Here is a 24,573-nt window from a genome sequence, read left to right as displayed (position 1 = left end):
CCCGTCCGGAATGACTGGCGCCCTCGACGTTTTACGTATAACCTCACCCGACGATCGCACGTTCCGAAAGGTCCCGATGAGACGCATCGCCCTGATCACCCTCCTCGTCGACGACTACGACGAGGCGATCCGCTTCTACACCGGGGCGCTCGGCTTCCGGCTCGCCGAGGACGCCCCGCGCCCGGACGGCTCCCGCTGGGTCGTCGTCGAACCGGGCGGCGGGACCGGGACGGCCCTGCTCCTTGCCCGCGCCCGGACCGCGCCCCAGCGCGCCCGGGTGGGCGACCAGACCGGGGGACGCGTCGGGTTCTTCCTGCACACCGGCGACTTCGCCCGCGACCACGCCCGGATGCGGGCGGCGGGCATGACCTTCCTGGAGGAGCCCCGCCAGGAGCCGTACGGGACGGTCGCCGTCTTCGAGGACCTGTACGGCAACCGCTGGGACCTGCTCCAGCCCGCCCCCGACGCGGGCTGACCCGCCGCACCCCACCACCACCGCACAGCACCACGCACACACCACCACCGCTCGACTGCCCTAGGAAACGCCCCATGACCGCGCCCCGCATCGACACCGACACCCTCCGCCGGCTCCCCAAGGCCGTGCTGCACGACCACCTCGACGGCGGTCTGCGCCCCGCCACCGTCGTCGAGCTCGCGGACGCGGTCGGCCACACCCTGCCCACCACCGACCCCGACGAGCTGGCCGCCTGGTACTACGACGCGGCCAACTCCGGCGACCTGGTCCGCTACATAGCCACCTTCGAGCACACCCTCGCCGTGATGCAGAACCGCGAGGGCCTGCTGCGCACCGCCGAGGAGTACGTCCTGGACCTGGCCGAGGACGGCGTCGTCTACGGCGAGGTCCGCTACGCCCCCGAGCTGATGGTCAACGGCGGGCTGACCCTCACGGAGGTCGTGGAGACCGTCCAGGAGGGCCTCGCCGCGGGCATGGCGAAGGCGGCGGCCCAGGGCACGCCCGTCCGGGTCGGCACGCTGCTGTGCGGCATGCGGATGTTCGACCGCTGCCGCGAGATCGCCGACCTGGCCGTCCGCTACCGCGACGCCGGTGTCGTCGGCTTCGACATCGCCGGCGCCGAGGACGGCTTCCCGCCCGCCGACCACCTTGACGCGTTCGAGCACCTGCGCCGCGAGAGCGTGCCGTTCACCATCCACGCCGGCGAGGCGCACGGTCTGCCCAGCATCCACCAGGCCCTCCAGGTGTGCGGCGCCCAGCGCGTCGGGCACGGCGTGCGCATCACCGAGGACATCGTGGACGGCAAGCTGGGCCGGCTGGCCGGCTGGGTGCGCGACCGTCGGATCGCCCTGGAGATGTGCCCCACCTCCAACCTCCAGACCGGCGCCGCCACCTCGATCGCGGAGCACCCCATCACGGAGCTGAAGGACCTCGGCTTCCGGGTCACCCTCAACACCGACAACCGCCTGGTGTCCGGCACGACGATGACCCGCGAGATGTCCCTGCTGGTCGAGCAGGCGGGCTGGACGGTCGAGGACCTGCGCACGGTCACGGTCAACGCCCTCAAGAGCGCCTTCATCCCCTTCGACGAGCGTGTGCGCCTGATCCGGGACGTGGTGCTGCCGGGCTACGAGTCCGCGCTCTGAAGCAGTCCCCTGACGTAGGCGGCCTGTCCGGCGTGCTGGAGATCGTCGGACAGGACGCTGACCAGGCGCACGCCCAGCGTGACCGGCGGGTCCCAGCCCTCGTCGACGACGCGTTCCAGGTCCTTGGCGGTCAGCTGCCGCAGCGCCGTCAGGGTCTGCTCGTGCACGGCGTCGTAGTAGCCGGTCAGCAGGTCACCGGAGTCGACCCGCACCTCGGCGACCTTCGCCGGACCGTGCCCGTACCCGGTGTCGTGGCGGTTCAGGTGGAGTGCGAAGCGCTTGTGCCAGTCCCGGGCGAGCCACACCTGGTCGAGGCCGAACGCGTCGGCGACGTGGTCGTCCTGCACGCGCGTGAGGTGCCAGACGAGCCAGGCCACCGAGTTGGCGCCGGTGGCGGGACGGGTGTTGAGCAGGTCGGCCGGCAGGCCGTCGACGGCGGCGTGGACCTCTTCCCGGATGCGGTCGTAGCCGTCGATGAGGATGTCCTTCGCATGCATACGTCCACCTTGGCGTATCGCTCTGCGTCCCGCGTCCGGAACCGTCCTGCGTCAGGCGGTGTCAGGCGGTGTCCGTCAGGCGGTTTCCGTCAGGGGAGGTCCGGCTCCTCCTGTTCGAGGAGGGCGATCAGGGCGCGGGCCGCCGGACTCGTGGCCTGTTCGGGCGGCAGCAGGGCGACGGTCTCGTACGCGGTCTCCGTGGCGCCCTTCAGCGGCAGCGCGGTGAGCGAAGGCCGCTTGTGCCGGAAGTGGCGGGGGACGACGGCGATGCCCAGGTTCTCGTCGACCAGGTCGAGCAGGCTGTGCACGTCGTTGACCTCCAGGGCCACCGTGCGCCGGACGCCCGCGGCGGCGAAGGCCGCGTCCGTGGTCCTGCGCGGTCCCCAGTCCGGGTGGAAGTCGACGAAGACCTCGCCGTCCAGGTCCCGCGGCGTCAGGACGGCCTCGGCCGCCGCCAGCCGGTGCCCCGGGTGGCACAGCACCGTCATCGGCTCGCCGGCCAACGACACGGAGCGCAGCTGGTCGGTGTCCGCCCGGGTCCGGTAGGCGAACGCCAGGTCGAGCCGGCCGGCCGCGACCTCCTCGGCGAGGGCGCCCGAACCCGTCTGCCGCAGCCGTATCTCCACGTCCGGGTGGCGCCGCCGGAACGCGGCGAGCAGTCCGGCCACATGCACCCCGGCGATGCACTGCTCGGTGCCCAGCGAGAGCGTGCCGCGCAGCACGCCCTGCACCGCCGCCACCGCCTCGTGGGCCGCCCGCACCTGTGCCAGGATCCGCTGTGCCTCGCCGAGCAGCGCGCGCCCGGCCTCGGTGAGTGTCACCCGGCGCGTGGTGCGCACGAACAGGGACGTCTGCAACTCCCGCTCCAGGGCCCGGATCGACGCCGAGAGCCCCGACTGGGAGACCAGCAGGCGCTCCGCCGCCCGGGTGAAGTGGCGGTCCTCGGCGACCGCGACGAAGTGCTGGAGATGACGCAGTTCCATGATTGAGAAGCGTAGCCGTTGAATCCCATCGGATTCTCCTGTTGGACCGCTGCCCCCGGGGCGCGCGAGAGTGGGGGACACCGGTTCCGCCGGAACCGCTCACCCCTGTGCCAACCCTGATGGAGTCGCGTTGTTCACCGCCCACCCCGACCGCTACGCGGACATGCCCTACCGGCGCACCGGACGCAGTGGCCTGAAGCTTCCCGCGCTGTCGCTCGGCCTGTGGCACAACTTCGGCCCGGACCGCCCGGTCGACACCCAGCGCGCCATCCTGCGCCGCGCCTTCGACCTCGGCGTCACCCACTTCGACCTGGCCAACAACTACGGCCCGCCGCCCGGTGCCGCCGAGTCCGCCCTCGGCGACGCGCTCCGGGCCGACTTCGCGCCGTACCGCGACGAGTTGGTGATCTCCACCAAGGCCGGCTACCTGATGTGGCCCGGCCCGTACGGCGAATGGGGCTCCCGCAAGTACCTGCTGTCCTCGCTCGACCAGAGCCTGAAGCGGATGGGCCTGGAGTACGTCGACATCTTCTACTCGCACCGCCCCGACCCGGACACCCCGCTGGAGGAGACCATGGGTGCCCTGCACTCGGCGGTCCAGCAGGGCAAGGCGCTCTACGTCGGCGTCTCCAACTACTCCCCGGAACAGACCCGCGAGGCCGCCCGGATCCTGGGTGAACTCGGCACCCCGCTGCTGATCCACCAGCCCCGCTACTCGATGCTCGACCGGCGCCCCGAGGAGGAGGGCCTCCTGGACACCCTCGACGAGCTCCAGGTCGGCTCCATCGCCTACTCCCCGCTGGAGCAGGGCCTGCTCACCGCCCGCTACCTGGACGGCATCCCCGAGGACTCCCGGGCGGCGAGCGACAGCCCCTTCCTCGACTCCGACGCGGTGACCGGCGAACTGGTGGGCAGGCTGCGCGCCCTGGACGAGATCGCGAAGTCCCGCGGCCAGTCTCTGGCGCAGATGGCGCTGGCCTGGGTGCTGCGCGGCGGACGGGTCACCTCCGCCCTGGTCGGCGCGAGCAGCCCGCGGCAGCTGGAGGACAGCGTCGCCGCGACGCGGTCCCTGGACTTCGACGCGGAGGAGCTGGCCCGCATCGACGAGGTCGTCGCCTCGTAGGTCGTCGCCTCTCAGGACGTGTCCGGCCCGCGAGGCGGGCCGGACCGTGCGTACCGGCCCCGGCGGGCGCTCCGCCGGGGCCGGACCTCACGCCCTGCGGGGCCGGATCTCACGCCCCGGCGGGCACCCGGTCGAGGAAGCCGAGGACCGTGCGGATCCTGCCGTCGCCGTCCAGGGCGACCACGTCGGACCCGGCGACCGGCGCGGAGCCGTCGACCTCGCTCACCAACTCCCAGGAGAAGCGTGCCGTGTCGTGGTGCCCGTCGACGGCGCCGGTGAGCCGGAAGGCGAACCCGGGGAACTGCTCGCGGGCGGCGGTGATGACGGCGGCGATCCCCTCGTGGCCGCCGACGTCGGCGAGAGGATCGGTGTAGCTGCCGTCCGGGGTCCAGGCGTCGGCCACCGCCTTGGCCCGGGCCTGGGCGTCCGGCGCGTTCCAGGCCTCGAAGTAGCGGGTGACGGCGATCGTGTACCGGTCGGACTGCGCGGACATGCTGAATCAGCCTCCATCGAGGTCGTAAACGCTGGTCGGAGCCGGGTCCCGGTGATCGGCGACCCGATGGGTCCACCCTGCCGCGCACCTGCCGCCGGGGTCGATTACCGCGCGGGTCATGCCCATGGTCACGCAGCGCCGCGTTTCGGCCACGCGGCGTGCTGAATATGCCAGGAGACTGGCTGGAAAGTCGTGGTGACAGTGGTTCAGCGGTGAACATACTCGAATTCAGGGGCACTTCACCGCATAAAAGCCGTACGCAGGGCGAGGCGGGCCGGCCGGGCGGCGACGCTACGGGGGAGGAGCAGTGCACGACGAATTCCTGTGCCATGTCACCGCGTACGGTGTGTGCGACGGCCGCCGTATCGGTGTACCGCTCGGTACCTACCGGGCGCCCACCCTGGCCCTGGCCCTGTGGTGGCTGCGCGACCGCGCCTCCTGGATCGCCGAGCGGCTCGACCCCGGCCCCGACACCCCCCATGTCCCGCCCGGCGCGCTGGTCCCGGTGCCGGAGTCCGTGCCCGACGTCCCCGGCATCCTGCGCGCCTGGTGCGCCGACGTGGCCCAGCAGGAGCTCATGGCCGACGAGTTGACCGAGGGGAGACTGGTGCGCGTCGCCGCCCGTGACGAGACCACGGAGTACGAACTGCTCGCCGAGTCGGTGGACGCCCTGCGCATGCACCGGACCCTGCCCGCGCTCGTCATGCCGATGGGCTGACCGCACGGTGACGTGACCGGCGTGCCGCCAGGGCGCCCAGGAAGCCCGTGACCAGACCCCACAGGGCGGCGAGGCCCAGCGCGCTCCAGAACCGGGGACGCAGCAGCAGCTCTCCCGAGAGGTTGCCGCCGACGTCTGAGAGGCCGAGGAGCGACAGACCGTAGTACGCGGAGATCCGGCCCACGACACAGATCGTCAGAACCGTCAGGACCAGGGCGACGGCCATGCGCAGGGCGTGCCGCCAGGCCCGCGTCCCGGCCGGGGTACGCGCCGCCATCAGGTACGCGGCACCCAGCAGCAGCACCGCGTCCACGACCACCAGCCACCACACCCGGCCGTCGTGCTCGGCGAGCGTGCCCAGGTTGAGCGTGGAGACGTCCGGGGTGCGCAGCACCTCGTCGAGCAGCCGCGGCATCGGCAGCCCGAACGGGCCGTCCACCCGCCCGTCCCAGGTGGCGCCCAGGCCGATGGTGAACACCGGCCAGACCACGTTCGGCAGCCCGAGCAGGATCACGGCGAAGTGCTCCGCCGGATCCCCGCGGGTGGCCGCCGTCACGAGGGCGACGACCAGGCCCACGACCACGCACGTGAGCAGCAGGACCACCATGGCGTACGCCGCCGGACGCACCGGCTCCCGCCGCCGCAGCAGCCGTGTCGGCAACGGCGCCCCGGGCGCCACCAGCAGGGCCAGCACCAGCACGCCCGCCAGCCACAGCAGCCCGAAGACCGCGGTCAACGGCACCTGGGCGGCGAAGCCGACCTCCGGCGCGACGCCGAACAGGCCGCCGATGACGCCGAGCGCGCCGTTGCCGAGGTCGACGGCGAAGGTCTGCCGGGCGGCCAGCGCCAGACCGATCAGCGCGAGCAGCCACAGGACGGCGATCCGGGCGGCCCACCCGGCCAGTTCCCGCGCCCCGGCCACCGCGCGGTGGCGCAGCGGCCGCAGAAAGCCCGCGGCGACGACGAGCGCGCCGACCAGCGTGACGGACAGCGGCATCACCGTGATCCCCGCGTGGGTCCGGGCGAGGGCGCCCGCGTCGCCCGACAGGTCCACGCTGCCGCCGACCGCCGTCACCACGGTCGCGGCGACCACCCGGGGAAAGGCGTTGCCGGGAAGACGCGCCGCACCGGCCGCCCACAGCCCGAGTGCGGAGACCACGCCCATGCCCACCACGGCGGCCAGTACCGTGGTCAGGGCCTGTGCCCAGCCGTGGCGGGCCGTCGGCGGCGGGACCGTGGGGCTCGCGGGGCTCACACCGTCACGCTATGCAGGGCCCCGGCGCCGCGCCCGCCGGAAGGCCCGTCCGCGTCCGCGGGCGGGCTGGGACTGCCGGGCGCGGCTCGGGGTAACAGCACAGGTGCAGCAGTGTCCGGCCCGGCCGGCTTCCGAGAGAGACACGCATGACCGACTATCTGGACGGGGCAGTGATAGCGACTGGCTTCGACGTTCCCGTGGAACCGCTCCGGCGGGCGACGCACTACACCGGCGAACCGGGTTGCATCGCCGAGGCGCGCAACTTCGCCGCGCACTTCCTGGACCAGCTCAGGACCGAGTGGTGCGCCGAGATCGGCCGCCGCTGCGGCGACGCGCTCCTGCTGGTGGTCAGCGAGCTGGTCACCAACGCCGACCGGCACAGCGACGGGCCGTACATCCTGGAGCTGGAGGGAACGGACAGCGCGGTGAACGTGTGCGTGTACGACAGCAGCGCCGTACTGCCCCGGCGCTTCCCCCGGGATCCGCGGCGCGTGGGCCGGCACGGCCTGGAGATCGTGCACGCGCTGGCGCTGGAGGTGACCGTGGAACGCGTCCCGGTCGGCAAGCGGATCCGCGCGCTGGTCGAACTCGGCGGCGAGTGACCGGTGCGCGACGCGATGCCGCCCTGATCCCGTCCGCCTCGTCGGCCCGCGTACGTCCGTACCGGCGCTCCGGCACCGAGCGGTTGCGCGACCCCCGGGTACCCGGCCCGCCGTGCGGTATGCGCGCCGCCGGCCTCGGCGGGGCGTGCACCGCGCCGTGCACCCCACCTCGGGGACCCCGGTCGCGAATTCTCCGAGGGCGCAACCGCCCACCCTTCCACCCGCGTCCGGGACTCCTACGCTGAGGGGATGAGCGAACGAGCGCCGAACCAAGCCCGCGTCATCCCCTTGCGCCCGCCGGCCGCGCGCCCCGGGCCGTCCCGTCCGGAACCCGGACGTCCCGCGCAGGGCCGCACCCCGGCCGCGGCGCCCAGGGAACCCCTCTGGCGCGACCTCGTCGGCGACGTCCTGCGCCGCGAGCGGCAGGCGCAGGAGCGCACGCTCAAGGACGTCGCCGACGCGGCGAGGATCTCGATGCCGTACCTGTCGGAGATCGAACGCGGCCGCAAGGAGGCCTCCTCGGAGGTCCTCGCGGCCGCGGCGCGGGCGCTGGGCATCGGCCTCGGCGACCTGCTCTCACGCGCCCAGGACGAACTGGTGCGGACCGCGGCACGCGGCGCCGTTCACGACCGCGGCACGTCCGTCCCCCGTTACGACGGGATGTGCCTGGCCGCCTGACGCCCGCGCCGGCGCCTCGGACCGAGGGTCCGCACCCGCGCGGGGCGCCTGCCCGCTCCCGTCAGACCCCTGCGAGGCGCCGGCTCAGCACCTCGTCGGCCAACCCGTACGCCACCGCCTCCTCGGCGGTGAACACCTTGTCGCGGTCCATGTCCGCGCGCAGCGTCGCCGGGTCGTGGCCGGTGTGCCGGGACAGCACCTCCTCGACCTGGGAGCGGATCCTGCTCATCTCCCTGGCCTGGAGCGCCAGGTCGGAGACCGTGCCCTGCCGGCCGCCGGCGGCCGGCTGCCCCAGCAGCACCCGGGCGTGCTCCAGCACGAACCGCCGCCCCGGGTCCCCGCCCGCCAGCAGCACCGCCGCCGTCGAGGCCGCCTGCCCCACGCAGAACGTGGAGATCGGCGCCTGCACGAAGGTCATCGTGTCGTAGATGGCCATCAGCGAGGTGAACGAGCCGCCGGGCGAGTTGAGGTAGATCGCGATCTCCCGGTCCGGGGCCGCCGACTCCAGGTGGAGCAGCTGGGCGATGACGACGCCCGCGACGCTGTCGTCGATCTCGGTGCCGAGGAAGACGATGCGCTCGTTCAGCAGCCTGCTGAACACGTCGTAGGACCGCTCGCCCTGCGCGGTGCGCTCCACCACGTAGGGAACCGTGTACGACCCCATGTCAGAGCCCCATCCGTCGGCGCGAGTCGGCCGGGCGGATGTCGGCGAGCGAGTCCACCACCCGGTCCACCATCCCGTACTCCCTGGCCTGCACGGCGGTGAACCAGCGGTCCCGGTCGCCGTCCCGTGAGATGGTCTCCTCGCTCTGCCCGGTGTGCTCGGCGGTGATCCGCTCGATGGTCCGCTTGGTGTGCTCCAGGTTCTCCGCCTGGATCTCGATGTCCGCGGTGGTGCCGCCGATGCCCGCCGACGGCTGGTGCATCATGATCCGCGCGTTCGGCAGCGCGAACCGTTTGCCGCGCGCTCCCACGGCGAGCAGGAACTGGCCCATGCTGGCGGCGAACCCCATCGCCAGCGTCGACACGTCGTTGGGGATGAGCCGCATCGTGTCGTAGACGGCGAGCCCCGCGGTGACGGATCCGCCGGGGCTGTTGATGTAGAGAGCGATGTCGGTGCGCGGGTCCTCGGCCGACAACAGCAGCAGTTGGGCGCACACCCGGTTGGCCGACACCTCGTCGACCTGGGTGCCCAGGAACACGATCCGCTGGGCCAGCAGCCCGGCCGCGAGGTGGTCGTCGAACCGGCTGGGCGGGGTGTCGTGCTCCTCGGCGCGCGGCGCGAGCGCGCCGGCCGGGAGCAGTGCGGTCGATGGGGCCATCGGGTCTCCTTGTCGTGGCACGGATGCCACCCCACTGTCGGCCCGGTGTCACCGCCGCGTCCGGTTTCTCTGCCCGTGGCAGATCCGCCACGGGCAGAGCGGCACCCGTCAGCCCTTCTCGCGCACCTGCCGGAAGAACGCCCGCACGTCCGCGACCAGCAGATCCGGCTCCTCCATCGCCGCGAAGTGCCCGCCCCGGTCGAACCGCGTCCAGCGCACGATGTTCTCGGTGCGCTCCGCCCTGTGCCGCAGCGGGAGCTGCAGTTCGGCCGGGAAGACGGCGAGCGCGGTCGGCGCGGTCGACGGCTCGGCGGGCGCGGCGGCCCGGCCCGAGGCGTGCGCCCGCTCGTAGTAGATCCGTGCGGAGGAACCGGCCGTCCCGGTCAGCCAGTACAGCATCACGTCGGTGAGCAGCCGGTCCCGGTCGACGGCCTCCTCGGGCAGCTCGTCGCAGTCCGTCCACTCGCGGAACTTCTCCACGATCCAGGCGAGTTGGCCGACGGGCGAGTCGGTGAGGGCGTACGCCAGGGTCTGCGGGCGGGTGGCGTGCAGCACCGCGTAGCCCGTGCCCTCCCGCTGCCAGGCGTCCCAGCGCCGCCACGAGGCGAGCGTCCGCTCCCGCTCCTCGGGGCCGAGCACGGCCAGCTCCTCCCCGGTCGGCTCGGTGGACTGCTGCGCGCCCGGCAGCAGGTTCAGGTGGACGCCGATCACCCGGCGGGGGTGGGCACGGCCCAGCTCGCGGGAGATCGCCGCGCCCCAGTCGCCGCCCTGCGCGCCGAACCGCTCGTAGCCGAGCCGCCGCATCAGCTCGGCCCACGCGTCGGCGACCCGTCCCGCCTCCCAGCCCCGTTCGGTGGTGGGCCCGGACAGTCCGAAGCCCGGAATGGTCGGCAGGACGACATGGAAGGCGTCGGCCGGGTCGCCGCCGTGCGCGGCCGGGTCGGTGAGCGGGCCCACGATGTCGAGGAACTCGACGACGGAGCCCGGCCAGCCGTGCGTGACGACCAGCGGGGTGGCGTCCGGCTCCGGGGAGCGGACGTGGGCGAAGTGCACCTGCGCCCCGTCGATCGTGGTCGTGAACTGCGGCAACTGGTTCAGCCGCGCCTCGGCCGCCCGCCAGTCGTAGTCGTGCCGCCAGTACCGCACGAGCTCGCGCAGGTAGCCGAGGGGAACGCCGTAGTCCCAGCCCACGCCTGGCAGCTCGTCCGGCCAGCGGGTGCGGTCGAGGCGCTCGTGCAGGTCGTCGAGGTCGCTCTGCGGGACGCTGAGCCGGAAGGGCCGGATGCCGTCGGCGGGCGGTGACGTCGTCATGCCCGCGATGCTAGTTCCGGGCCGTCGGAGCGCCCCGCCGTTTTTCCCACGCGCCGATGAGTTTCGCGGCGCGGGCCGGTCGATACACATGACCCGCGTCCCGAACTCCAGGAGGAACCCGTGGCCACCGAAGGATTCACCACCTGTCTCTGGTTCGACGGCCAGGCCGAGGAGGCCGCCCAGTACTACGTCTCGATCTTCAAGAACTCCGCCATCGGGAGGATCAGCCGCTACAACGAGGCCGGACCGGGTCCGGCCGGATCCGTGATCACCGTCGACTTCGTGGCGAACGGCCAGAAGTTCGTCGCGCTCAACGGAGGCCCGCAGTTCACGTTCAACGAGTCGATCTCCTTCCAGATCTACTGCGAGAACCAGGAGGAGGTCGACCACTACTGGACCAGGCTCACCGAGAACGGCGGCGAGCCCGGCCCCTGCGGCTGGGTCAAGGACAGGTACGGCGTCTCCTGGCAGGTGGTCCCTGCCCGGCTCATCGAGCTGATCAGCGACCCCGACGCCGAGAAGGCGGCCCGCACCACGCAGGCGATGCTCGCCATGGGCAAGCTCGACATCGCGGCCCTGGAGAGGGCGTACGCGGGCGAGTGACGGCGGGCGACGGGGCCGGTCCACCCATCCGGGGGAGTGGACCGGCCCCGCTGTCGCCCGCGCCGGGGCGACCGCGCGCGCCCCGGTCAGGACAGGTCGTTCACCAGCACCGCGGCCCCGTCGAAGCGGCCGGCTTTGAGGTCCTCCAGCGCCTGCGGGGCCCGCGAGAGCGGATAGGTGTGCGTGGTGGCGCGCACCCCGTGCCGGGCGGCCAGGGCGAGGAAGTCCCGGCCGTCCTCGCGCGTGTTCGAGGTGACGCTGCGCAGTTCCTTCTCGTAGAAGAGTTCGCTCTCGTAGTGCAGGGGCGGTGTGTCGCTCAGGTGGATGCCGGCCACGGACAGGACGCCGCCGCGGTCCAGGGCCCGCAGCGCGACCGGGACCAGGTCGCCCACGGGGGCGAACAGGATCGCACTGTCCAGGGGCTCGGGCGGCACCGCGTACGCGTCCTGGGCCGAGGCCGCGCCCAGCTCGAACGCGAGTCGCCGCGCGTCCGCCCCCCGGGTCATGACGTGCACCCGGGCGCCGTCGGCGAGTGCCACCTGGGCGCACAGGTGGGCGCTGCCGCCGAACCCGTACAGGCCGAGGCGCCCGCCGGCCGGCAGCGCGGCCCGGCGCAGTGCCCGGTAGCCGATGATGCCCGCGCACAGCAGCGGCGCGAGCGCCACGTCCTCGACCTCGCCGGGCAGCCGGTAGGCGAAGGCGGCCGGGACGGTCGTGTACTCGGCGTAGCCGCCGTCGGTGTCCCAGCCGGTGTACCGGGAGGCCGGGCACAGGTTCTCCGCGCCGCGCAGGCAGTACGCGCAGGTGCCGTCGGTGCGGCGCAGCCAGGCCACGCCCACCCGGTCGCCGGGCGCGAAGCCGTTCACCGCCCGTCCCCGGTCCGCGACCACGCCCACGACCTCGTGGCCGGGGGTGACCCCGGGCCGGTGCACCGGCAGATCACCCTCGGTGACATGCAGATCCGTGCGGCACACCCCGCACGCGCGCACGTGCACCAGCAGTTCGTCGTCACCCGGCACGGGGACCGGCTTCGATGTCAGCCGCAGCGGGCCCTCCTCCACCGGCCGGGGGTCGGTCACCGTCCACGCCCGCATCGTGCCGTCCGTCATCTCGCGCCCCGTCCGCCGTGGCCGCCCGGTCCCCCCGTTCGTCCCCAGTGTGGAACAGGCCGGACCGTTCGGCGCGCGGCGCGGCCTGGTACGCGCCGCCGCCCTACCACGGGCCCCCGCGGCCGGCGGTTCGAAGGGCCCGTCCGGCCGTGGCATGATCGAGCCCATGCGTGAACGTGTGGTGGCCGCCTGCGACGGGGCGTCGAAGGGAAATCCGGGTCCGGCGGGCTGGGCGTGGGTCGTCTCGGACGACGCGGTGAGTCCCGCCCGCTGGGAGGCGGGAGCGCTGGGCACCGCCACCAACAACGTCGCGGAACTCACCGCGCTGGAGCGGTTGTTGACGGCGACCGACCCGGACGTGCCGCTCGAGGTGCGGATGGACTCGCAGTACGCGATGAAGGCCGTGACCACCTGGCTGCCCGGCTGGAAACGCAACGGCTGGAAGACGGCCGCGGGCAAGCCGGTCGCCAACCAGGAACTGGTCGTGCGGATCGACGAGCTGCTCCAGGGCCGCTCGGTCGACTTCCGCTATGTGCCCGCCCACCAGGTCGACGGCGACCCGCTGAACGACTTCGCCGACCGGGCGGCCAGCCAGGCGGCGAGCGTGCAGCAGTCCGCGGGCAGTGCCCTCGGCTCGCCGGAGCCCCCGCCGGCCGCCCCCGCCTCGGCCTCCCCGCGCCGCCGCGCGAACGGCGCCAAGTCGGCGGCACGGCCGCGCGGCGGCGGCGCGTCGTCCCGCACGATCAAGGCGAAGTTCCCCGGCCACTGCGTGTGCGGCCGCTCCTACGCGGCCGGCGAGTCCATCGCCCGCAACGACCAGGGCTGGGGCCACCCCGAGTGCCGTGCGGCGGCCGCCGGATAGCCGCCTCGACGCGAACGGGTCGGCGCCTCTGTACGGGTGAGCGCCCGGAGCGGCCCGATCCGGCGCCGTGGGGCGGCTGATGACAGACTGTCGCCATGGACGAACGTGAATTCGGCAGGTCGCACCAGCACGCGTCGGTCGTCGGGCTCGGCACCTGGCAACTGGGCGCCGACTGGGGCGACGTGGACGACAAGGACGCCCTCTCCGTGCTGGAGGCGGCCGCCGAGTCGGGGGTGACCTTCTTCGACACGGCCGACGTCTACGGCGACGGGCGCAGCGAGTCGGCCATCGCCACCTTCCTCGGCAGCCGGCCGGACCACCATGTGCTGGTCGCCACCAAGATGGGCCGGCGCGTCGACCAGATCCCGGAGAACTACGTCCTGGACAACTTCCGCGCCTGGAACGACCGTTCCCGGCGCAACCTGGGCGTCGACCGTATCGACCTGGTGCAGCTGCACTGCCCGCCCACCCCCGTGTACTCCAGCGACGCGGTGTTCGACGCGCTGGACACCCTGGTGGAGGAGGAGCGGATCGCCGCCTACGGCGTCAGCGTGGAGACCTGCGCCGAGGCGCTGACGGCGATCGCCCGGCCGAACGTGGCCAGCGTGCAGATCATCCTCAACCCGTTCCGCATGAAGCCGCTGCGCGAGGTGCTGCCCGCGGCGCGGGAGGCGGGCGTCGGCATCATCGCCCGGGTCCCGCTCGCCTCCGGGCTGCTGTCGGGCAAGTACACCAAGGACACCGTCTTCGCCGCCGACGACCACCGCACCTACAACCGGCACGGCGAGGCCTTCGACCAGGGCGAGACCTTCTCCGGCATCGACTTCGCCACGGGCGTGGAGGCCGCGGCCGAGTTCGCCGCGCTCGCCCCCGAGGGCTGGACCCCGGCCCAGCTCGCGCTGCGCTGGATCATCCAGCAGCCGGGCGTCACCACGGTCATCCCGGGCGCCCGCTCGCCGGAACAGGCACGCGCGAACGCCGCCGCCGCGAAGCTGCCCCCGCTGGGCGAGGAGACCCTCGCGGCGATCCGGGACCTCTACGAGCGCCGGATCAAGGACCAGGTGGAGGCCCGCTGGTAGCGGCGGGTCGAGGACCGCTCGCCGGGAAACCCGCAGGACACAGGGGCCGGCCCGGGGCGCGGGCCGGCCCGGGCCACGGCACCCGCCCAGGCGACGGCGGCGGCCTCGCCCAGCTCCCCGCGAGCACCACCGCGAGGATGAGGCCGTGATTACGGTCTCCTCCTCGCCCGGCGCCAGCACGGCATGCGGACGGTGCCGACGCCGGCCGGCACCGGTGTCGCGGCTCAGCGCAGTGCGAACCGGTCCGCCCAGGACATGACGTCGGCGATCGCCGCGTTGCCGCCGCACACCACCAGGCCGAGCCGGACGTCGGGGCCGATCCGCTCCCGTACCAGCCGGGCGGCCGGCAGCAGACAGCCGGCGGCGGGCTCGGCCCAGACTCTTCCGTGTTCGGCGAGGTCGAGGCAGCCTCGTACGGCCTCCCGGTCGGGCACCACGAGCACCTCGTGGACGAGGGCGCGGACATGGTCGTACGTCAGCTGGGACACCGTCGGCGCGCTCAGCGTCGTCACGATCGAGGAGAGGGCCACCGGCACGGGGCCGCCGGAGGCCAGCGCCTCGGACATGGCTTGGGCGCCCCCGGTCTCCACGCCCCAGACCCGCACCCCGGGCCGCAGCGCGCGCAGCGCCGCGGCGACGCCGGCGATCAGCCCGCCGCCGCCGATGCTGACGAGCACGTCGGTCAGCTCACCGGCGTCCGCGGCCAGCTCCAGGCCGACGGTGCCCTGCCCGGCGACCACTACCTCGTCGTCGAAGGGATGGACCAGCGTGAGCCCCTCGTCCCGCAGCCGCGCGGCCAGGGCGAACGCCTCGTCCATGCCGTCGGTCAGCCGCACCGACGCCCCGGCCTCCTCCGCGACCGCGACGGACCGCGCGGGCGCGGAGTGCGGCATGACCACGGTGGCCTTCACATGCAGCGCGGCGGCCATGACGGCGAGCGCGATCCCGTGGTTGCCGCCGCTGACCGCGACCACGCCCGCGGCCCGCTCCGCCGCGTCGAGCGTCAGCAGTCGCGCCGTCGCGCCGCGCGCCTTGAAGGAGCCCGTGCGCTGCAACAGCTCCAGCTTCGCGGTCACCGGGGCACCGAGCAGCGCGGACAGGCCGGGGCTCGGCACGGTCGGTGTGCGCACGACGTGTCCGGCGATCCGCTCGGCCGCGGTTTCGATCTCCGAGATGCCGATCACGGCAGTCCACCTTTCCGGCGCGGGGTGATGATCCGCGCCGTCCCGACCCTCACCTGCCGGGGGCGCACAGGTCAACAGGTCTAGCGGAGTCCCTCGACCAGGGTCGGCCTCCTCAGTGCTGCTGGGGCCGGTACGCCGGCGCCTCGCTGGGCCGGACGACGACGTAGCCCTCGCCCTCCAGCAGCAGCTGCACCGCCTCGCCGGACCCACCGCGCAGCATCGAGCCGAACGACTGCGAACGGTGCAGCGACGTCTGGAGGCGGGCGGTCCAGCCGACGACCGCGTCCGTGTCGACGTACACCGGCTGCTGCGGCGTGACCGGTAGGACCAGCGGGCTGCCCTCGCACACCAGACCGAGGCGGCCCTGCCCGGTGAACACGCTGTTGAACAGACCACCGCCCGCGATGCCCGAACCCTTGACCGTCGTGATCCGGTACGACAGCGTCGCGTCGAAGCACAGCACGTTGCGGCCGTTGACGGTGAACTCCTCACCCGGGTCGACCTCGACGACGAAGCAGTTCCGGGCCTCCTGCGCGAACCAGGCCTCGCCCTGCCCGCGCACCGTCATCAGCGGCAGCCCCTCCCCGGTGACCGCCCGCTTGAGCATGCCCCCGACGCCCTGGCCCCTGCGCTCGAACCGCAGGTCGCCGCGGTAGGCCACCATCGAACCCTGGCGGGCGACCATCTCGCCGTCCACCGTGTACCTGACGCACTTGGCGTTCTCGACGGACATGCCCGGCGCGCTCGCGGGGCCCACCACGTACTGACTGGAGAACAGGTCACCCTTCATGCGGGCATCCTGGCCCGGAGGCGCCCGTTCCGCCAAGATCACTCAGCGAGGTCGTTTTCCACGGCCGTGCCGGGCAGGGGATATCTCCATCGGCACGGCCGGCGCCGGGTCCTGATGAATACGAGTGGCCGGCATGCAAGCGCGACGTCCGAATATCGCCGGCACGTGGGTCGCCCCGGCGCGAGCATCGATCACGGTGCCGCATGGTCGCCCCGAGTCCGACGTCCTCGCGGGAGCCGGACACGGCCCGCCCCGCCACGACGACCCGCGAAAGACCTCCCCATGAACCAGCCCGCGTCTGCCGCCGACGCCCTGTTCGCCCCCGCCGCACCGGCCGGTCGAGCGCCCCGGATCCCCATGACTCCGGGCCTGCCCGCGCTCAGCGGACTCGACTGGGAGGAGCTGTATGCGCGGCTGAACGAAGAGGGCGTGGCCCTCACCCCGCCACTGCTTTCCCGCGCCCAGTGCGAGGAGGTCATCGACACGTTCGACGAGCCCGGCCTGTTCCGCTCCACCGTTGTCATGCAGCGTTACCAGTTCGGCCGCGGCACCTACAGGTATTACGCCGACCCGGCGGCCGTGCCGCTGATCCAGACCCTGCGGGAGCGGCTGTATCCGCCGATGGCGTGGATGGCCAACCAATGGGCGCCGCGGCTGAGCGAGCGTACCTTCCCCCTCACCTTGGACGAGTTGCTGGCCGAGTGCGCGGACAACGGGCAGCACCGCTCCACTCCGCTGATCCTCCAGTACGGCCCCGGCGACTACGCATGCCTGCACCAGGACATCTACGGCGAGATCGTCTTCCCGCTGCAGATCGCGATCATGCTCAACCAGCCCGGTGAGGACTTCACCGGCGGCGAGAACGTCTTCGTCGAGCAGCGGCCCCGCCTCCAGTCCCGCGCGATCGTCGTCAAGCCCCAGCTCGGTCAGGGAATGATCTTCCCCGTGCGGCACCGCCCGATCAGCGCCAGGAACGGCTTTCGCCGCCACCCGATGCGCCACGGCACCAACGCCGTCGAGTCCGGGCAGCGCACCACCCTCGGCCTCATCTTCCACAACGCCCGCTGATCCGCGCCTTCCGATCCCGGCGTGAGGCTGAGCGACCACCGGCGCGCGACATCCTGCCGCTGTTCGGTGTCACACACAGTTCACGGCCCCCGGGGACCGCGCCCCTTGCCCGCCACCTCACAGAGCGACGGCCGAATCCCGCCGGACATTATGGCTGACAAGCCGCAAAGTGGATGGTGACACCAGGACTTCGAGACTGCACGAAAGGACATGGACCGATGACGGTCTACACGACGATGGACAGCCCGCTGGGCGAACTGTTGCTGGTGGGCGAGGAGTCGGCCACCGCGACGGGCGGCACCGCGCTCGCCTCGCTGTCCGTGCCCGGCCAGAAGTACGGGGCCGTCGTCCAGGACGGCTGGATCAGCAAGCCGGAGGCGTTCACCGAGATCGCCGCCCAGCTGCGCTCCTACTTCGAGGGCCGGCGGACCCGCTTCGACATCGAGTACGTCACCAGCGGCTCGGACTTCCAGCAGCGGGTGTGGACGGCACTGGAGACCATCCCGTACGGCACCACTCTCACCTACGGCGACATCGCCGACAGGATCGGCGCGGCGAGGGCCGCGGTGCGCGCCGTGGGCACGGCGATCGGCGCGAACCCGCTGCTGGTCGTGCGCCCCTGCCACCGCGTGATCGGCGCCGGCGGGCGGCTGACCGGCTACGCCGGCGGCCTGGCGCGCAAGCAACAGCTCCTGGACCTCGAAAACGTCCACCAGGCCGCCTGACCGGCCCCCGGCCCCGGCCGTCTCCGCGCGGCGAACGGGGCCGGGCGGCACCCCTCTCACCGATCCGAGGAATCCCCGTCATGACCTGCACCACCCGACTCGCGGGCCCGGTCGCCGGCCGGGTCGCACAGACCGACTGGGCCGCCCTCGCAGGCGAACTCGACGAGCACGGCAACGCCCTGACCGGGCAGATCCTCACCCCCGCCGAGTGCCGCGAGATCACCGCCCTCTACGACCGGCCCGACCGCTTCCGTACGACCGTGGACATGGCCCGCCACCGCTTCGGATCCGGCCAGTACCGCTACTTCACCCACGACCTGCCCGACCTCGTGCGGGATCTGCGCGAGGCGTTCTACCCCCGCCTGCTGCCCATCGCACGCGACTGGGCCGCCAGGCTCGGCAAGCCCGCACCCTGGCCCGACGCCCTGACCGAATGGCTCCGGATGTGCCACGAGGCGGGGCAGGCCAAGTCCGCGCAGATCCTCCTGCGCTACGGGCCCGGCGACTGGAACGCCCTGCACCGCGACGTGTTCGGCGACATGCTCTTCCCCCTGCAGGTCGTCATCGGCCTCGACGCCCCCGGCACCGACTTCACCGGCGGGGAGTTCCTGATGACCGAGCAGCGCCCCCGCGCACAGTCCCGCGGCTCGGCCACCACCCTGCCCCAGGGCCACGGCCTGGTCTTCACCACCCGCGACCGGCCGGTGGCCACCCGACGCGGCTGGTCGAACGGGCCGATGCGGCACGGTGTGAGCACCGTCCGCTCCGGCCGCCGGCACACCCTCGGCCTCGTCTTCCACGACGCCGCATGACCCCCGCCCCCGGTGAACCCGCACGCACCTACACCCTGCTCGGCGGGGACGGACGGCCCTACCAGAGCCCGGTACCCGGCACGCTCGGCGGACACCGCCGCGGGCGGCTGTACGGTCGGCTGGACTGCCCGTCCGCGCTGCGGGCCATCGCCTGCGGCCACTACGTCACACACCGGGTGTTCTTCGCCGACGAGGCCGCCGCGGTCGCCGCCGGATACCGGCCCTGCGCCGTGTGCCTGCCGAGAGCGTACGCCCGCTGGAAAGCCGAACGAGAAGGCACCACCACCCCATGAACCCCCTCACCGAGCAGGGCGAGGACTCCCGCTCGCCCCTCATCAGCCCGGCCGACCTCGCCACCCACGCCGGCGACCTGCCCCTGCCCCGGCCGCACACCGGCGCCGAACTCGCTTCGCTCCTCGGCCTGCTGACGGGGCCGAAGCCACGGATCGAGACGGTCGCGATCGGACACAGCCGCGACGACGCCTCCCGCGCCGCCGCCCAGGCGTTCGCGAACGCGTGGACGGCCCGAGGCGGACGGGTGCTCACGGTGGTGGACTGGCCGGAGACGGCCGCCTCCTGGCTGCGCCCGGCGAGGCGTCTGACCGCCGAGACCCCCGACGCCTGGGTGATCGCCGCCGCCGTGCTGGGATTCGCCCAACTCGCGCGCCGCCTGCGCCAGTCCACCGATATGGACCCGGCGCGCACCGTCGCGTTCTCCTCACTGAACACCTCCCGCCTGACCGCGCTCGCCGGCCCCGGCACACTGAGCGGGCTGCGCGGTGCGAGCGCCGACGGCGGCACCTGGGACGCACGGGGGGCGTGGGTCACCTCCTACCCGCCGGGCGGGGTGACTGCGTGAGCGCGCTGATTCCCCGGCCCGCCACGGAGGTCGCGCCCGGCGCCGTGCACGTGCCGGGCCGGCTCGCCCTCGGCGAACAGCGTGAACCGGTCGCCGCCTGCCGCGCCTGGGCCGGTGGCCCGGTCCCGCCCGCGGCCTGGACTCCGGCCGGCTGAACATCACGATGCGCGTCACCGGCCTCACCGGTCCCGAGGAGGCGCGGTGGCCGCCGTGACCGGCGTCGACGGCCTCGCTCGCTGCCCGTGGGCCCACGACGCCCTGCTGCGCGACCACCACGGCGCGGTTCAGCGCAGGGAGTCCGCCCAGTTCGCCGGGACCCGTCCCGCCGGGCCCGGGGTCGGCTGGTCCGCCGGGTGGCTCACGGGCGGCGCGAGCTCGGGGCCGGACTCGTAGAACTCGTTCGTGTCGAAGTTCCAGAACCAGTCCTCGCCGGGCTCGTAGCTGCGGATCACCGGGTGCCCGGTGGCCCGGTGGTGGGCGGTGGCGTGCTTGCCGGGGGAGTCGTCGCAGCAGCCGATGTGGCCGCAGCGGGCGCAGCGCCGCAGATGGAACCACCAGCCGCCGGCCGCGTCGCACTCGGCGCAGCCGGCGCCGCTGGGCGGCACGCGGGGGTCGATTCCGGTGTCACGGGTCATGTCGGCTCCTCGGATGTCGGACGGTCCTCGGCGACGAGCGGCGGTCCGGCCGCCGCCGGTCCGTCGCCTTCCCCGGCGGTCAGCGGCAGCAGCACCTGGAACCGGGTGTCGCCCGGCACCGACTCCACGCGCAGGGCGCCGTGGTGCTTGTTGACGACGATCCGCCAGGAGATGTCAAGACCGAGGCCGGTGCCCTGGCCGACGGGCTTGGTGGTGAAGAACGGGTCGAAGATGCGGTCCCGGATCTCCGGCGGCACCCCCGGTCCGGTGTCCCGGAACTCGACCAGCAGCCGGTCGTGGTGGAGCGCGGTCCGCACGGTCAGTGTGCCCTCGCCGCCCGCGCCGTTCATGGCGGACACCGCGTTGTCGATCAGGTTGGTCCACACCTGGTTGAGTTCGGCCGGACAGGCGGGGATCCGCGGCAGTGTCCGGTCGTACTCCTTGACGACCTCGATGCGCGGCCCGATCTTGCCCGACAGCATCAGCAGGGTGCTGTCGAGGAGTTGGTGTACATCGGCGACCTGGTAGGGGGCGCGGTCCAGCTGGGAGTACTGCTTGGCGGCGTCCACGAGACGGGAGATCCGGGTGGCGGAGTCCGTGATCTCGTCCATCAGCAGTTCGGTCTCCACCGCGTAGTTGAGCCACCCCACGGCACCCGGCAGGATCTCCTCGTCGACGGCCGCCGCGACCTGCTCCAGCCAGTCGACGTCCAGCCCCGCCTGGACGAAGGTGGGCGCCTGCTGCGGGCCCGGGTCGATACCGTGGTCCTCCAGCCAGTCGGTGAGGGCGTCCTCGCGGTCGGCGGCCTGGAGCGGGCTGAGCTCCGGGGCCTTGGCGACCCGCTCGGCCGTACGCTCCTGGATCTCGATGAGGTTGGTCAACTGCTCCCGGGAGAACGGCCCTTCGGCGATCACGGCGAGCTTGCGCCGCATCCTGGCCACCCGTTCCCGCAGTGCCGCGGTGGCCCGTACGGCCGCCGCCGCGGGGTTGTTGAGCTCATGGGTCAGTCCGGCCGACAGCGAGCCGAGCGCCAGCAGCCGCTCACGCTGTCCGACGGCCGCCTGGGTGCTCTTGGACCCGAGGAACAGCCCCTCCAGCAGGTGCACCGCCATCGGGAACCATTCCCGCATGATGTCCGCGAACGCGTCGGCGGGCAGCACGAAGAACCGCGTCGGCTCCGTGACCCGCATCGAGTTGATGTAGACCTGCCGCAGCCGGTCCCCGAGGTACGCCTGCATGGCACCCGAGTACACCCCGCGCTGCGAGGTCCGGCTGACCTCCACGTCGTCGCCGCCGACCCGGCGGGAGAGCACCACCGTGCCCTCGATCATCACGTAGAAGCAGGTGGCCGGCTCGCCCTCGGTGTACACCGGGCCGGGGTCGAAACTCTCCACCCGGCCCTCGGCGCACAGCCGGCCCAACTGCTCGGGCCGGAGCTTCTCGAACAGGAACAGCGAGCCGATCTCACCGGGGCTGCACGGCATCCGCCGGCCGCTCACGACTGCTCCAGGTAACGGTGCACGAGCAGCACGGCCATGGCTCCCTCTCCGACGGCGGACGCGACCCGCTTGGCGGACTCCGCCCGCGCGTCACCGGCGACGAACACGCCGGGCACGTTGGTCTCCAGGTGGTACGGCGGCCGGTCCAGCTCCCACCCCGGCGGCGGCCGCCCGTCGGCGGTGAGGTCGGGCCCGGACAGGATGAACCCGCGCCCGTCCCGCAGCACCGTGCCGCCCAGCCAGTCGGTCCGCGGCGCCGCGCCGATGAACACGAACATCCACTGCGCGTCGACGAGTTCGCTCTCCCCGGTGGCCGTGTCGCGCAGGGCCAGCTTCTCCAGGTGGCCCGAGCCGTGTGCCGCGTCCACGACGGTGCCCGTGCGCACGGTGATGTTGGGGGCCTCCTCGATCTGCTGGATCAGGTAGTACGACATCGACGCCGCCAGCGACGCCCCGCGCACCAGCAGGGTCACCGACTTCGCGCCCCGGGACAGGTACATCGCGGCCTGCCCCGCGGAGTTGGCGCCGCCGACGATGTAGATGTCCTGCCCCTGGCAGGAGGACGCCTCGGTCAGCGACGAACCGTAGAACACCCCGCACCCGGTCAGCTCCTCCACGCCGGCCGCCGGAAGCTGCCGGTAGGACACGCCGGTCGCCAGGATCACGCTGTGCGCGGCGACGGCCGAACTGTCGGAGAACCGTACGATCCGCGCCGCGCCGCAGACCTCGAGGCCGGTCACCTCGCGCGCGGTCAGGATCTCCGCGCCGAACCGGGTCGCCTGCCGGCGGGCCCGGTCGGTGAGCTGGGCACCGGAGACGCCGTCCGGGAACCCGAGGTAGTTCTCGATCCGTGAGCTCTGCCCCGCCTGCCCGCCGGTCGCCGAGCGCTCCACGAGCACCGTCCGCAGCCCCTCGGAGGCCCCGTAGACGGCCGCGCCGAGCCCGGCCGGGCCGCCGCCGACCACCACCAGGTCGTAGAAGTCGGCGGCCGGTGTCGTCGCGAGCCCCACGTGGGCCGCGAGTTCGGCCGGCTCCGGTTCGAGCAGCGTGGTGCCGTCCGGGGTGACCACCAGCGGCAGCCGCTGACCGTCCTGCCCGGCCGCGGCCAGCAGCCGCCTCCCCTCGGGCTCGTCCGAGGAGTACCAGCGGTACGGCACCTGGTTGCGGGCCAGGAACTCCCGTACCTGGGAGGACCGCGCCGACCAGCGGTGCCCCACCACCTTCGTGCTCGGCACCGGCCGGTAATCGCTGCTCCGCCAGACCTGGAGCAGGTCGTCCAGGACCGGGTACAGCTTCTCCTCGGGCGGGTCCCAGGGCTTGAGGAGGTAGTGGTCGAGGTCGACGACGTTGATCGCGTCGATCGCCGCGTCGGTGTCCGCGTACGCGGTCAGCAGCACCCGCCGGGCGCCGGGGTGGATGTCCAGGGCCTGTTCGAGGAACTCGATGCCGTTCATCCGCGGCATGCGGTAGTCGGCCACGATGACGGCCACGGGGTCGCCGCGCAGCTTCAGCTCGCGCAGCGCGTCCAGCGCGGACTCGCCGGACTCCGCGCGCACGATCCGGTACGACCCGCCGTAGTGCCGCCTGAGATCCCGGGCGACGGCGCGGGACACCCCCGGATCGTCGTCCACGGTCATGATGACGGTCCGTGCCTGCTCCACGGCCTGTGCCATGCCGCTGTCACCCCGCGTGGTCGGATCGGCGGCCCGGTGCGCCCCCGTCGTCACCGCGCCGGCTCCTGTCCATCGTAGGGGCGTCCGTCCCGCCGCGCCCGAGTACGTGGCAGGCGACCGCACCGGCCGGCCGCCGCGGCGACCGGCCGGTGGGGGAGACTGGACCGGGAACGGCTCACCACACAGGGAGGCACACGGGATGACACGCCCGATCACGGCAGGGGTGGACGGATCGGAGGAGAGCCTCGCCGCACTGGCGTGGGCCGCACGGGAGGCCGAGCGCCGCGGGCTGCCGCTGCGCGTGGTGCGGGCCTGGCGCCACGAGGTGCACGACGCCTTCGACCTGGGCGACCGGGACAGCCAGCAGGCGTGGGTGCGCGACGCGGTCGCCGAGGCCGCCCGGACCGTCACCGAGCGCCACCCGGGCCTGAAGGTGACCGCCGACGCCGTGGAGGACGACGCCGTGCCGGCGCTGCTCGGCGCCGCGGCGCGGTCCCAGGCACTGGTGCTCGGCTCGCGCGGACGGGGCGCCCTCGTCGGGTTCCTCGTCGGCTCCGTCGGACAGCAGGTGATCGCCGGGACCGAACGCCCCGTCGTCCTGGTGCGCGCCGAGGACCGCCCGGCCGCCGAGGTCGCGGGCCGGGAGATCGTCGTGGGGCAGCAGGGCGCCCCCGAGGACAGCGCCGCGGCCCTGGAGTTCGCGTTCGAGACCGCCGCCGCACGCGGAGCGGGGGTGCGGGCGGTGCGTGCCTGGACGCTGCCGCCGGTGTTCGCCTACAGCCCCGGCTCGCTCAAGCTGCTCGACGAGGCCGGCGGCCTGGAGCCCTACGAGAGCAAGGCGCTGGCCGCGGCGCTCCAGCCGTGGCGGGAGCGCTTCCCGGACGTCCCCGTCGTCGAGCACGTGGAGATGGGCAGCGCGGGCCAGGTGCTGCTCGCCGCGGCCGAGCACGCCCAGCTGCTGGTCGTGGGGCGCCGGGTGCGCCGTACGGCGGTGGGCGCGCGGATCGGCTCCGTCGCGAGCGGGATGCTGCACCACGCCGGCTGCCCGGTCGTCGTCGTCCCGCACCCGTGAG

The 24,573-nt window shown here is 73.3% G+C and carries 28 protein-coding genes and 1 pseudogene; 16 read left to right on the top strand and 13 right to left on the bottom strand.

The genetic code is table 11. The features are described 5' to 3' along the window. Window positions 1-76: 76 nt before the first annotated feature. Complete coding sequence (locus tag ACTYVM_RS22565; RefSeq protein WP_445527672.1) at window positions 77-475, top strand: VOC family protein; 399 nt, start codon at window positions 77-79, stop codon at window positions 473-475. A 74-nt stretch (window positions 476-549) separates the two neighbouring features. Beyond that, on the top strand, window positions 550-1,620 hold the full coding sequence (locus tag ACTYVM_RS22560; protein WP_445527671.1) for an adenosine deaminase: 1,071 nt from the start codon (window positions 550-552) through the stop codon (window positions 1,618-1,620). Here the strand turns inward: ACTYVM_RS22560 and ACTYVM_RS22555 are convergent. Together ACTYVM_RS22555 and ACTYVM_RS22550 are read right to left on the bottom strand one after the other, a co-directional pair. Continuing rightward, window positions 1,602-2,117: a mycothiol transferase gene (locus ACTYVM_RS22555; RefSeq protein ID WP_445527670.1), complete on the bottom strand. Its 516-nt coding sequence runs from the start codon at window positions 2,115-2,117 to the stop codon at window positions 1,602-1,604. The genes ACTYVM_RS22560 and ACTYVM_RS22555 overlap by 19 nt on opposite strands. Before the next feature lie 89 nt (window positions 2,118-2,206). Continuing rightward, on the bottom strand, window positions 2,207-3,100 hold the full coding sequence (locus tag ACTYVM_RS22550) for a LysR family transcriptional regulator (RefSeq protein ID WP_445527669.1): 894 nt from the start codon (window positions 3,098-3,100) through the stop codon (window positions 2,207-2,209). A gap of 130 nt (window positions 3,101-3,230) precedes the next feature. Between ACTYVM_RS22550 and mgrA the strand changes: the two genes are divergently transcribed. Continuing rightward, on the top strand, window positions 3,231-4,223 hold the full coding sequence (gene mgrA / locus ACTYVM_RS22545; RefSeq protein WP_445527668.1) for an L-glyceraldehyde 3-phosphate reductase: 993 nt from the start codon (window positions 3,231-3,233) through the stop codon (window positions 4,221-4,223). 109 nt (window positions 4,224-4,332) lie between these two features. Here mgrA and ACTYVM_RS22540 read toward each other — a convergent pair whose 3' ends face one another. Then, window positions 4,333-4,716: a nuclear transport factor 2 family protein gene (locus tag ACTYVM_RS22540; protein ID WP_445527667.1), complete on the bottom strand. Its 384-nt coding sequence runs from the start codon at window positions 4,714-4,716 to the stop codon at window positions 4,333-4,335. Between the two features lie 307 nt (window positions 4,717-5,023). Here ACTYVM_RS22540 and ACTYVM_RS22535 point away from each other — a divergent pair, with 307 nt between their 5' ends. Then, the gene (locus ACTYVM_RS22535) at window positions 5,024-5,434 is read left to right on the top strand and encodes a hypothetical protein (protein WP_445527666.1); all 411 of its coding nucleotides are present in this window, start codon (window positions 5,024-5,026) and stop codon (window positions 5,432-5,434) included. Here the strand turns inward: ACTYVM_RS22535 and ACTYVM_RS22530 are convergent. Further along, complete coding sequence (locus ACTYVM_RS22530; RefSeq protein WP_445527683.1) at window positions 5,418-6,599, bottom strand: streptophobe family protein; 1,182 nt, start codon at window positions 6,597-6,599, stop codon at window positions 5,418-5,420. The genes ACTYVM_RS22535 and ACTYVM_RS22530 overlap by 17 nt on opposite strands. Window positions 6,600-6,835: 236 nt before the next feature. Here ACTYVM_RS22530 and ACTYVM_RS22525 point away from each other — a divergent pair, with 236 nt between their 5' ends. Together ACTYVM_RS22525 and ACTYVM_RS22520 are read left to right on the top strand one after the other, a co-directional pair. After that, window positions 6,836-7,291: an ATP-binding protein gene (locus ACTYVM_RS22525; protein WP_400035128.1), complete on the top strand. Its 456-nt coding sequence runs from the start codon at window positions 6,836-6,838 to the stop codon at window positions 7,289-7,291. 249 nt (window positions 7,292-7,540) lie between these two features. Continuing rightward, on the top strand, window positions 7,541-7,969 hold the full coding sequence (locus tag ACTYVM_RS22520; RefSeq protein WP_445527665.1) for a helix-turn-helix domain-containing protein: 429 nt from the start codon (window positions 7,541-7,543) through the stop codon (window positions 7,967-7,969). Window positions 7,970-8,030: 61 nt separating this feature from the next. Here the strand turns inward: ACTYVM_RS22520 and ACTYVM_RS22515 are convergent, their stop codons facing one another. The 3 genes from ACTYVM_RS22515 to ACTYVM_RS22505 all read right to left on the bottom strand — a co-directional run bounded on the left by ACTYVM_RS22515 (window position 8,031) and on the right by ACTYVM_RS22505 (window position 10,602). After that, window positions 8,031-8,633 carry a ClpP family protease gene (locus ACTYVM_RS22515; protein ID WP_400035132.1) on the bottom strand — a complete coding sequence of 201 codons (603 nt, stop codon included), beginning with the start codon at window positions 8,631-8,633 and terminating at the stop codon, window positions 8,031-8,033. A 1-nt stretch (window position 8,634) separates the two neighbouring features. Next, complete coding sequence (locus ACTYVM_RS22510) at window positions 8,635-9,291, bottom strand: ClpP family protease (RefSeq protein WP_445527664.1); 657 nt, start codon at window positions 9,289-9,291, stop codon at window positions 8,635-8,637. 108 nt (window positions 9,292-9,399) lie between these two features. Beyond that, window positions 9,400-10,602 (bottom strand): epoxide hydrolase family protein, encoded by a 1,203-nt coding sequence (locus ACTYVM_RS22505; RefSeq protein ID WP_445527663.1) that lies wholly within the window; start codon window positions 10,600-10,602, stop codon window positions 9,400-9,402. A 120-nt stretch (window positions 10,603-10,722) separates the two neighbouring features. Here ACTYVM_RS22505 and ACTYVM_RS22500 point away from each other — a divergent pair, with 120 nt between their 5' ends. Then, window positions 10,723-11,205 (top strand): VOC family protein, encoded by a 483-nt coding sequence (locus ACTYVM_RS22500; protein WP_445527662.1) that lies wholly within the window; start codon window positions 10,723-10,725, stop codon window positions 11,203-11,205. An 86-nt stretch (window positions 11,206-11,291) separates the two neighbouring features. Here ACTYVM_RS22500 and ACTYVM_RS22495 read toward each other — a convergent pair whose 3' ends face one another. Continuing rightward, window positions 11,292-12,299 carry a zinc-binding alcohol dehydrogenase family protein gene (locus ACTYVM_RS22495; RefSeq protein WP_445527682.1) on the bottom strand — a complete coding sequence of 336 codons (1,008 nt, stop codon included), beginning with the start codon at window positions 12,297-12,299 and terminating at the stop codon, window positions 11,292-11,294. 169 nt (window positions 12,300-12,468) lie between these two features. Here ACTYVM_RS22495 and ACTYVM_RS22490 point away from each other — a divergent pair, with 169 nt between their 5' ends. Together ACTYVM_RS22490 and ACTYVM_RS22485 are read left to right on the top strand one after the other, a co-directional pair. After that, entirely contained in the window at window positions 12,469-13,176 is a 708-nt protein-coding gene (locus ACTYVM_RS22490; protein WP_445527661.1) for a ribonuclease H family protein, read from the top strand. Between the two features lie 95 nt (window positions 13,177-13,271). Then, window positions 13,272-14,255, top strand: coding sequence for an aldo/keto reductase (locus ACTYVM_RS22485; protein WP_445527660.1), 984 nt, complete (start codon window positions 13,272-13,274; stop codon window positions 14,253-14,255). A gap of 224 nt (window positions 14,256-14,479) precedes the next feature. On the opposite strand, the gene ACTYVM_RS22480 is transcribed toward ACTYVM_RS22485, so the two are convergent. Beyond that, on the bottom strand, window positions 14,480-15,439 hold the full coding sequence (locus ACTYVM_RS22480; protein ID WP_445527659.1) for a threonine/serine dehydratase family protein: 960 nt from the start codon (window positions 15,437-15,439) through the stop codon (window positions 14,480-14,482). Between the two features lie 112 nt (window positions 15,440-15,551). Beyond that, on the bottom strand, window positions 15,552-16,229 hold the full coding sequence (locus ACTYVM_RS22475; RefSeq protein WP_445527658.1) for an AIM24 family protein: 678 nt from the start codon (window positions 16,227-16,229) through the stop codon (window positions 15,552-15,554). 282 nt (window positions 16,230-16,511) lie between these two features. Between ACTYVM_RS22475 and ACTYVM_RS22470 the strand changes: the two genes are divergently transcribed. The 6 genes and pseudogenes from ACTYVM_RS22470 to ACTYVM_RS22445 all read left to right on the top strand — a co-directional run. Beyond that, window positions 16,512-17,297, top strand: a complete 786-nt coding sequence (locus ACTYVM_RS22470; protein WP_445527657.1) for a 2OG-Fe(II) oxygenase — start codon at window positions 16,512-16,514, stop codon at window positions 17,295-17,297. 218 nt (window positions 17,298-17,515) lie between these two features. Continuing rightward, on the top strand, window positions 17,516-18,022 hold the full coding sequence (locus ACTYVM_RS22465) for a methylated-DNA--[protein]-cysteine S-methyltransferase (RefSeq protein WP_445527656.1): 507 nt from the start codon (window positions 17,516-17,518) through the stop codon (window positions 18,020-18,022). An 80-nt stretch (window positions 18,023-18,102) separates the two neighbouring features. Continuing rightward, a complete protein-coding gene (locus ACTYVM_RS22460) occupies window positions 18,103-18,834 on the top strand; it encodes a 2OG-Fe(II) oxygenase (RefSeq protein WP_445527655.1) in 732 nt (243 codons plus the stop codon). Continuing rightward, entirely contained in the window at window positions 18,831-19,127 is a 297-nt protein-coding gene (locus ACTYVM_RS22455) for an Ada metal-binding domain-containing protein (protein WP_445527654.1), read from the top strand. The genes ACTYVM_RS22460 and ACTYVM_RS22455 overlap by 4 nt, the downstream gene beginning before the upstream one ends. Further along, entirely contained in the window at window positions 19,124-19,693 is a 570-nt protein-coding gene (locus ACTYVM_RS22450; RefSeq protein ID WP_445527653.1) for a hypothetical protein, read from the top strand. Before ACTYVM_RS22455 ends, ACTYVM_RS22450 begins: the two co-directional genes overlap by 4 nt. After that, a pseudogene (locus ACTYVM_RS22445) lies at window positions 19,690-19,821 on the top strand (alpha-ketoglutarate-dependent dioxygenase AlkB); the annotation flags it as partial. The gene ACTYVM_RS22450 and the pseudogene ACTYVM_RS22445, both read left to right, overlap by 4 nt. A 156-nt stretch (window positions 19,822-19,977) precedes the next feature. Here ACTYVM_RS22445 and ACTYVM_RS22440 read toward each other — a convergent pair. From ACTYVM_RS22440 to ACTYVM_RS22430, 3 genes are read right to left on the bottom strand one after another with little or no spacing between them, the layout of a single operon-like run. Beyond that, window positions 19,978-20,328, bottom strand: a complete 351-nt coding sequence (locus tag ACTYVM_RS22440; RefSeq protein ID WP_445527652.1) for a UBP-type zinc finger domain-containing protein — start codon at window positions 20,326-20,328, stop codon at window positions 19,978-19,980. Further along, complete coding sequence (locus ACTYVM_RS22435) at window positions 20,325-21,812, bottom strand: ATP-binding protein (protein ID WP_445527681.1); 1,488 nt, start codon at window positions 21,810-21,812, stop codon at window positions 20,325-20,327. The genes ACTYVM_RS22440 and ACTYVM_RS22435 overlap by 4 nt, the downstream gene beginning before the upstream one ends. Window positions 21,813-21,823: 11 nt before the next feature. Continuing rightward, window positions 21,824-23,500 carry an NAD(P)/FAD-dependent oxidoreductase gene (locus tag ACTYVM_RS22430; protein WP_445527680.1) on the bottom strand — a complete coding sequence of 559 codons (1,677 nt, stop codon included), beginning with the start codon at window positions 23,498-23,500 and terminating at the stop codon, window positions 21,824-21,826. A gap of 199 nt (window positions 23,501-23,699) precedes the next feature. On the opposite strand from ACTYVM_RS22430, the gene ACTYVM_RS22425 reads away from it, so the two are divergent. Further along, window positions 23,700-24,572: a universal stress protein gene (locus ACTYVM_RS22425; protein WP_445527651.1), complete on the top strand. Its 873-nt coding sequence runs from the start codon at window positions 23,700-23,702 to the stop codon at window positions 24,570-24,572. Window position 24,573 lies beyond the last annotated feature (1 nt).

It is taken from the genome of Streptomyces cyslabdanicus, assembly GCF_052663305.1.
This window is presented reverse-complemented; position numbering and strand designations above follow the sequence as displayed.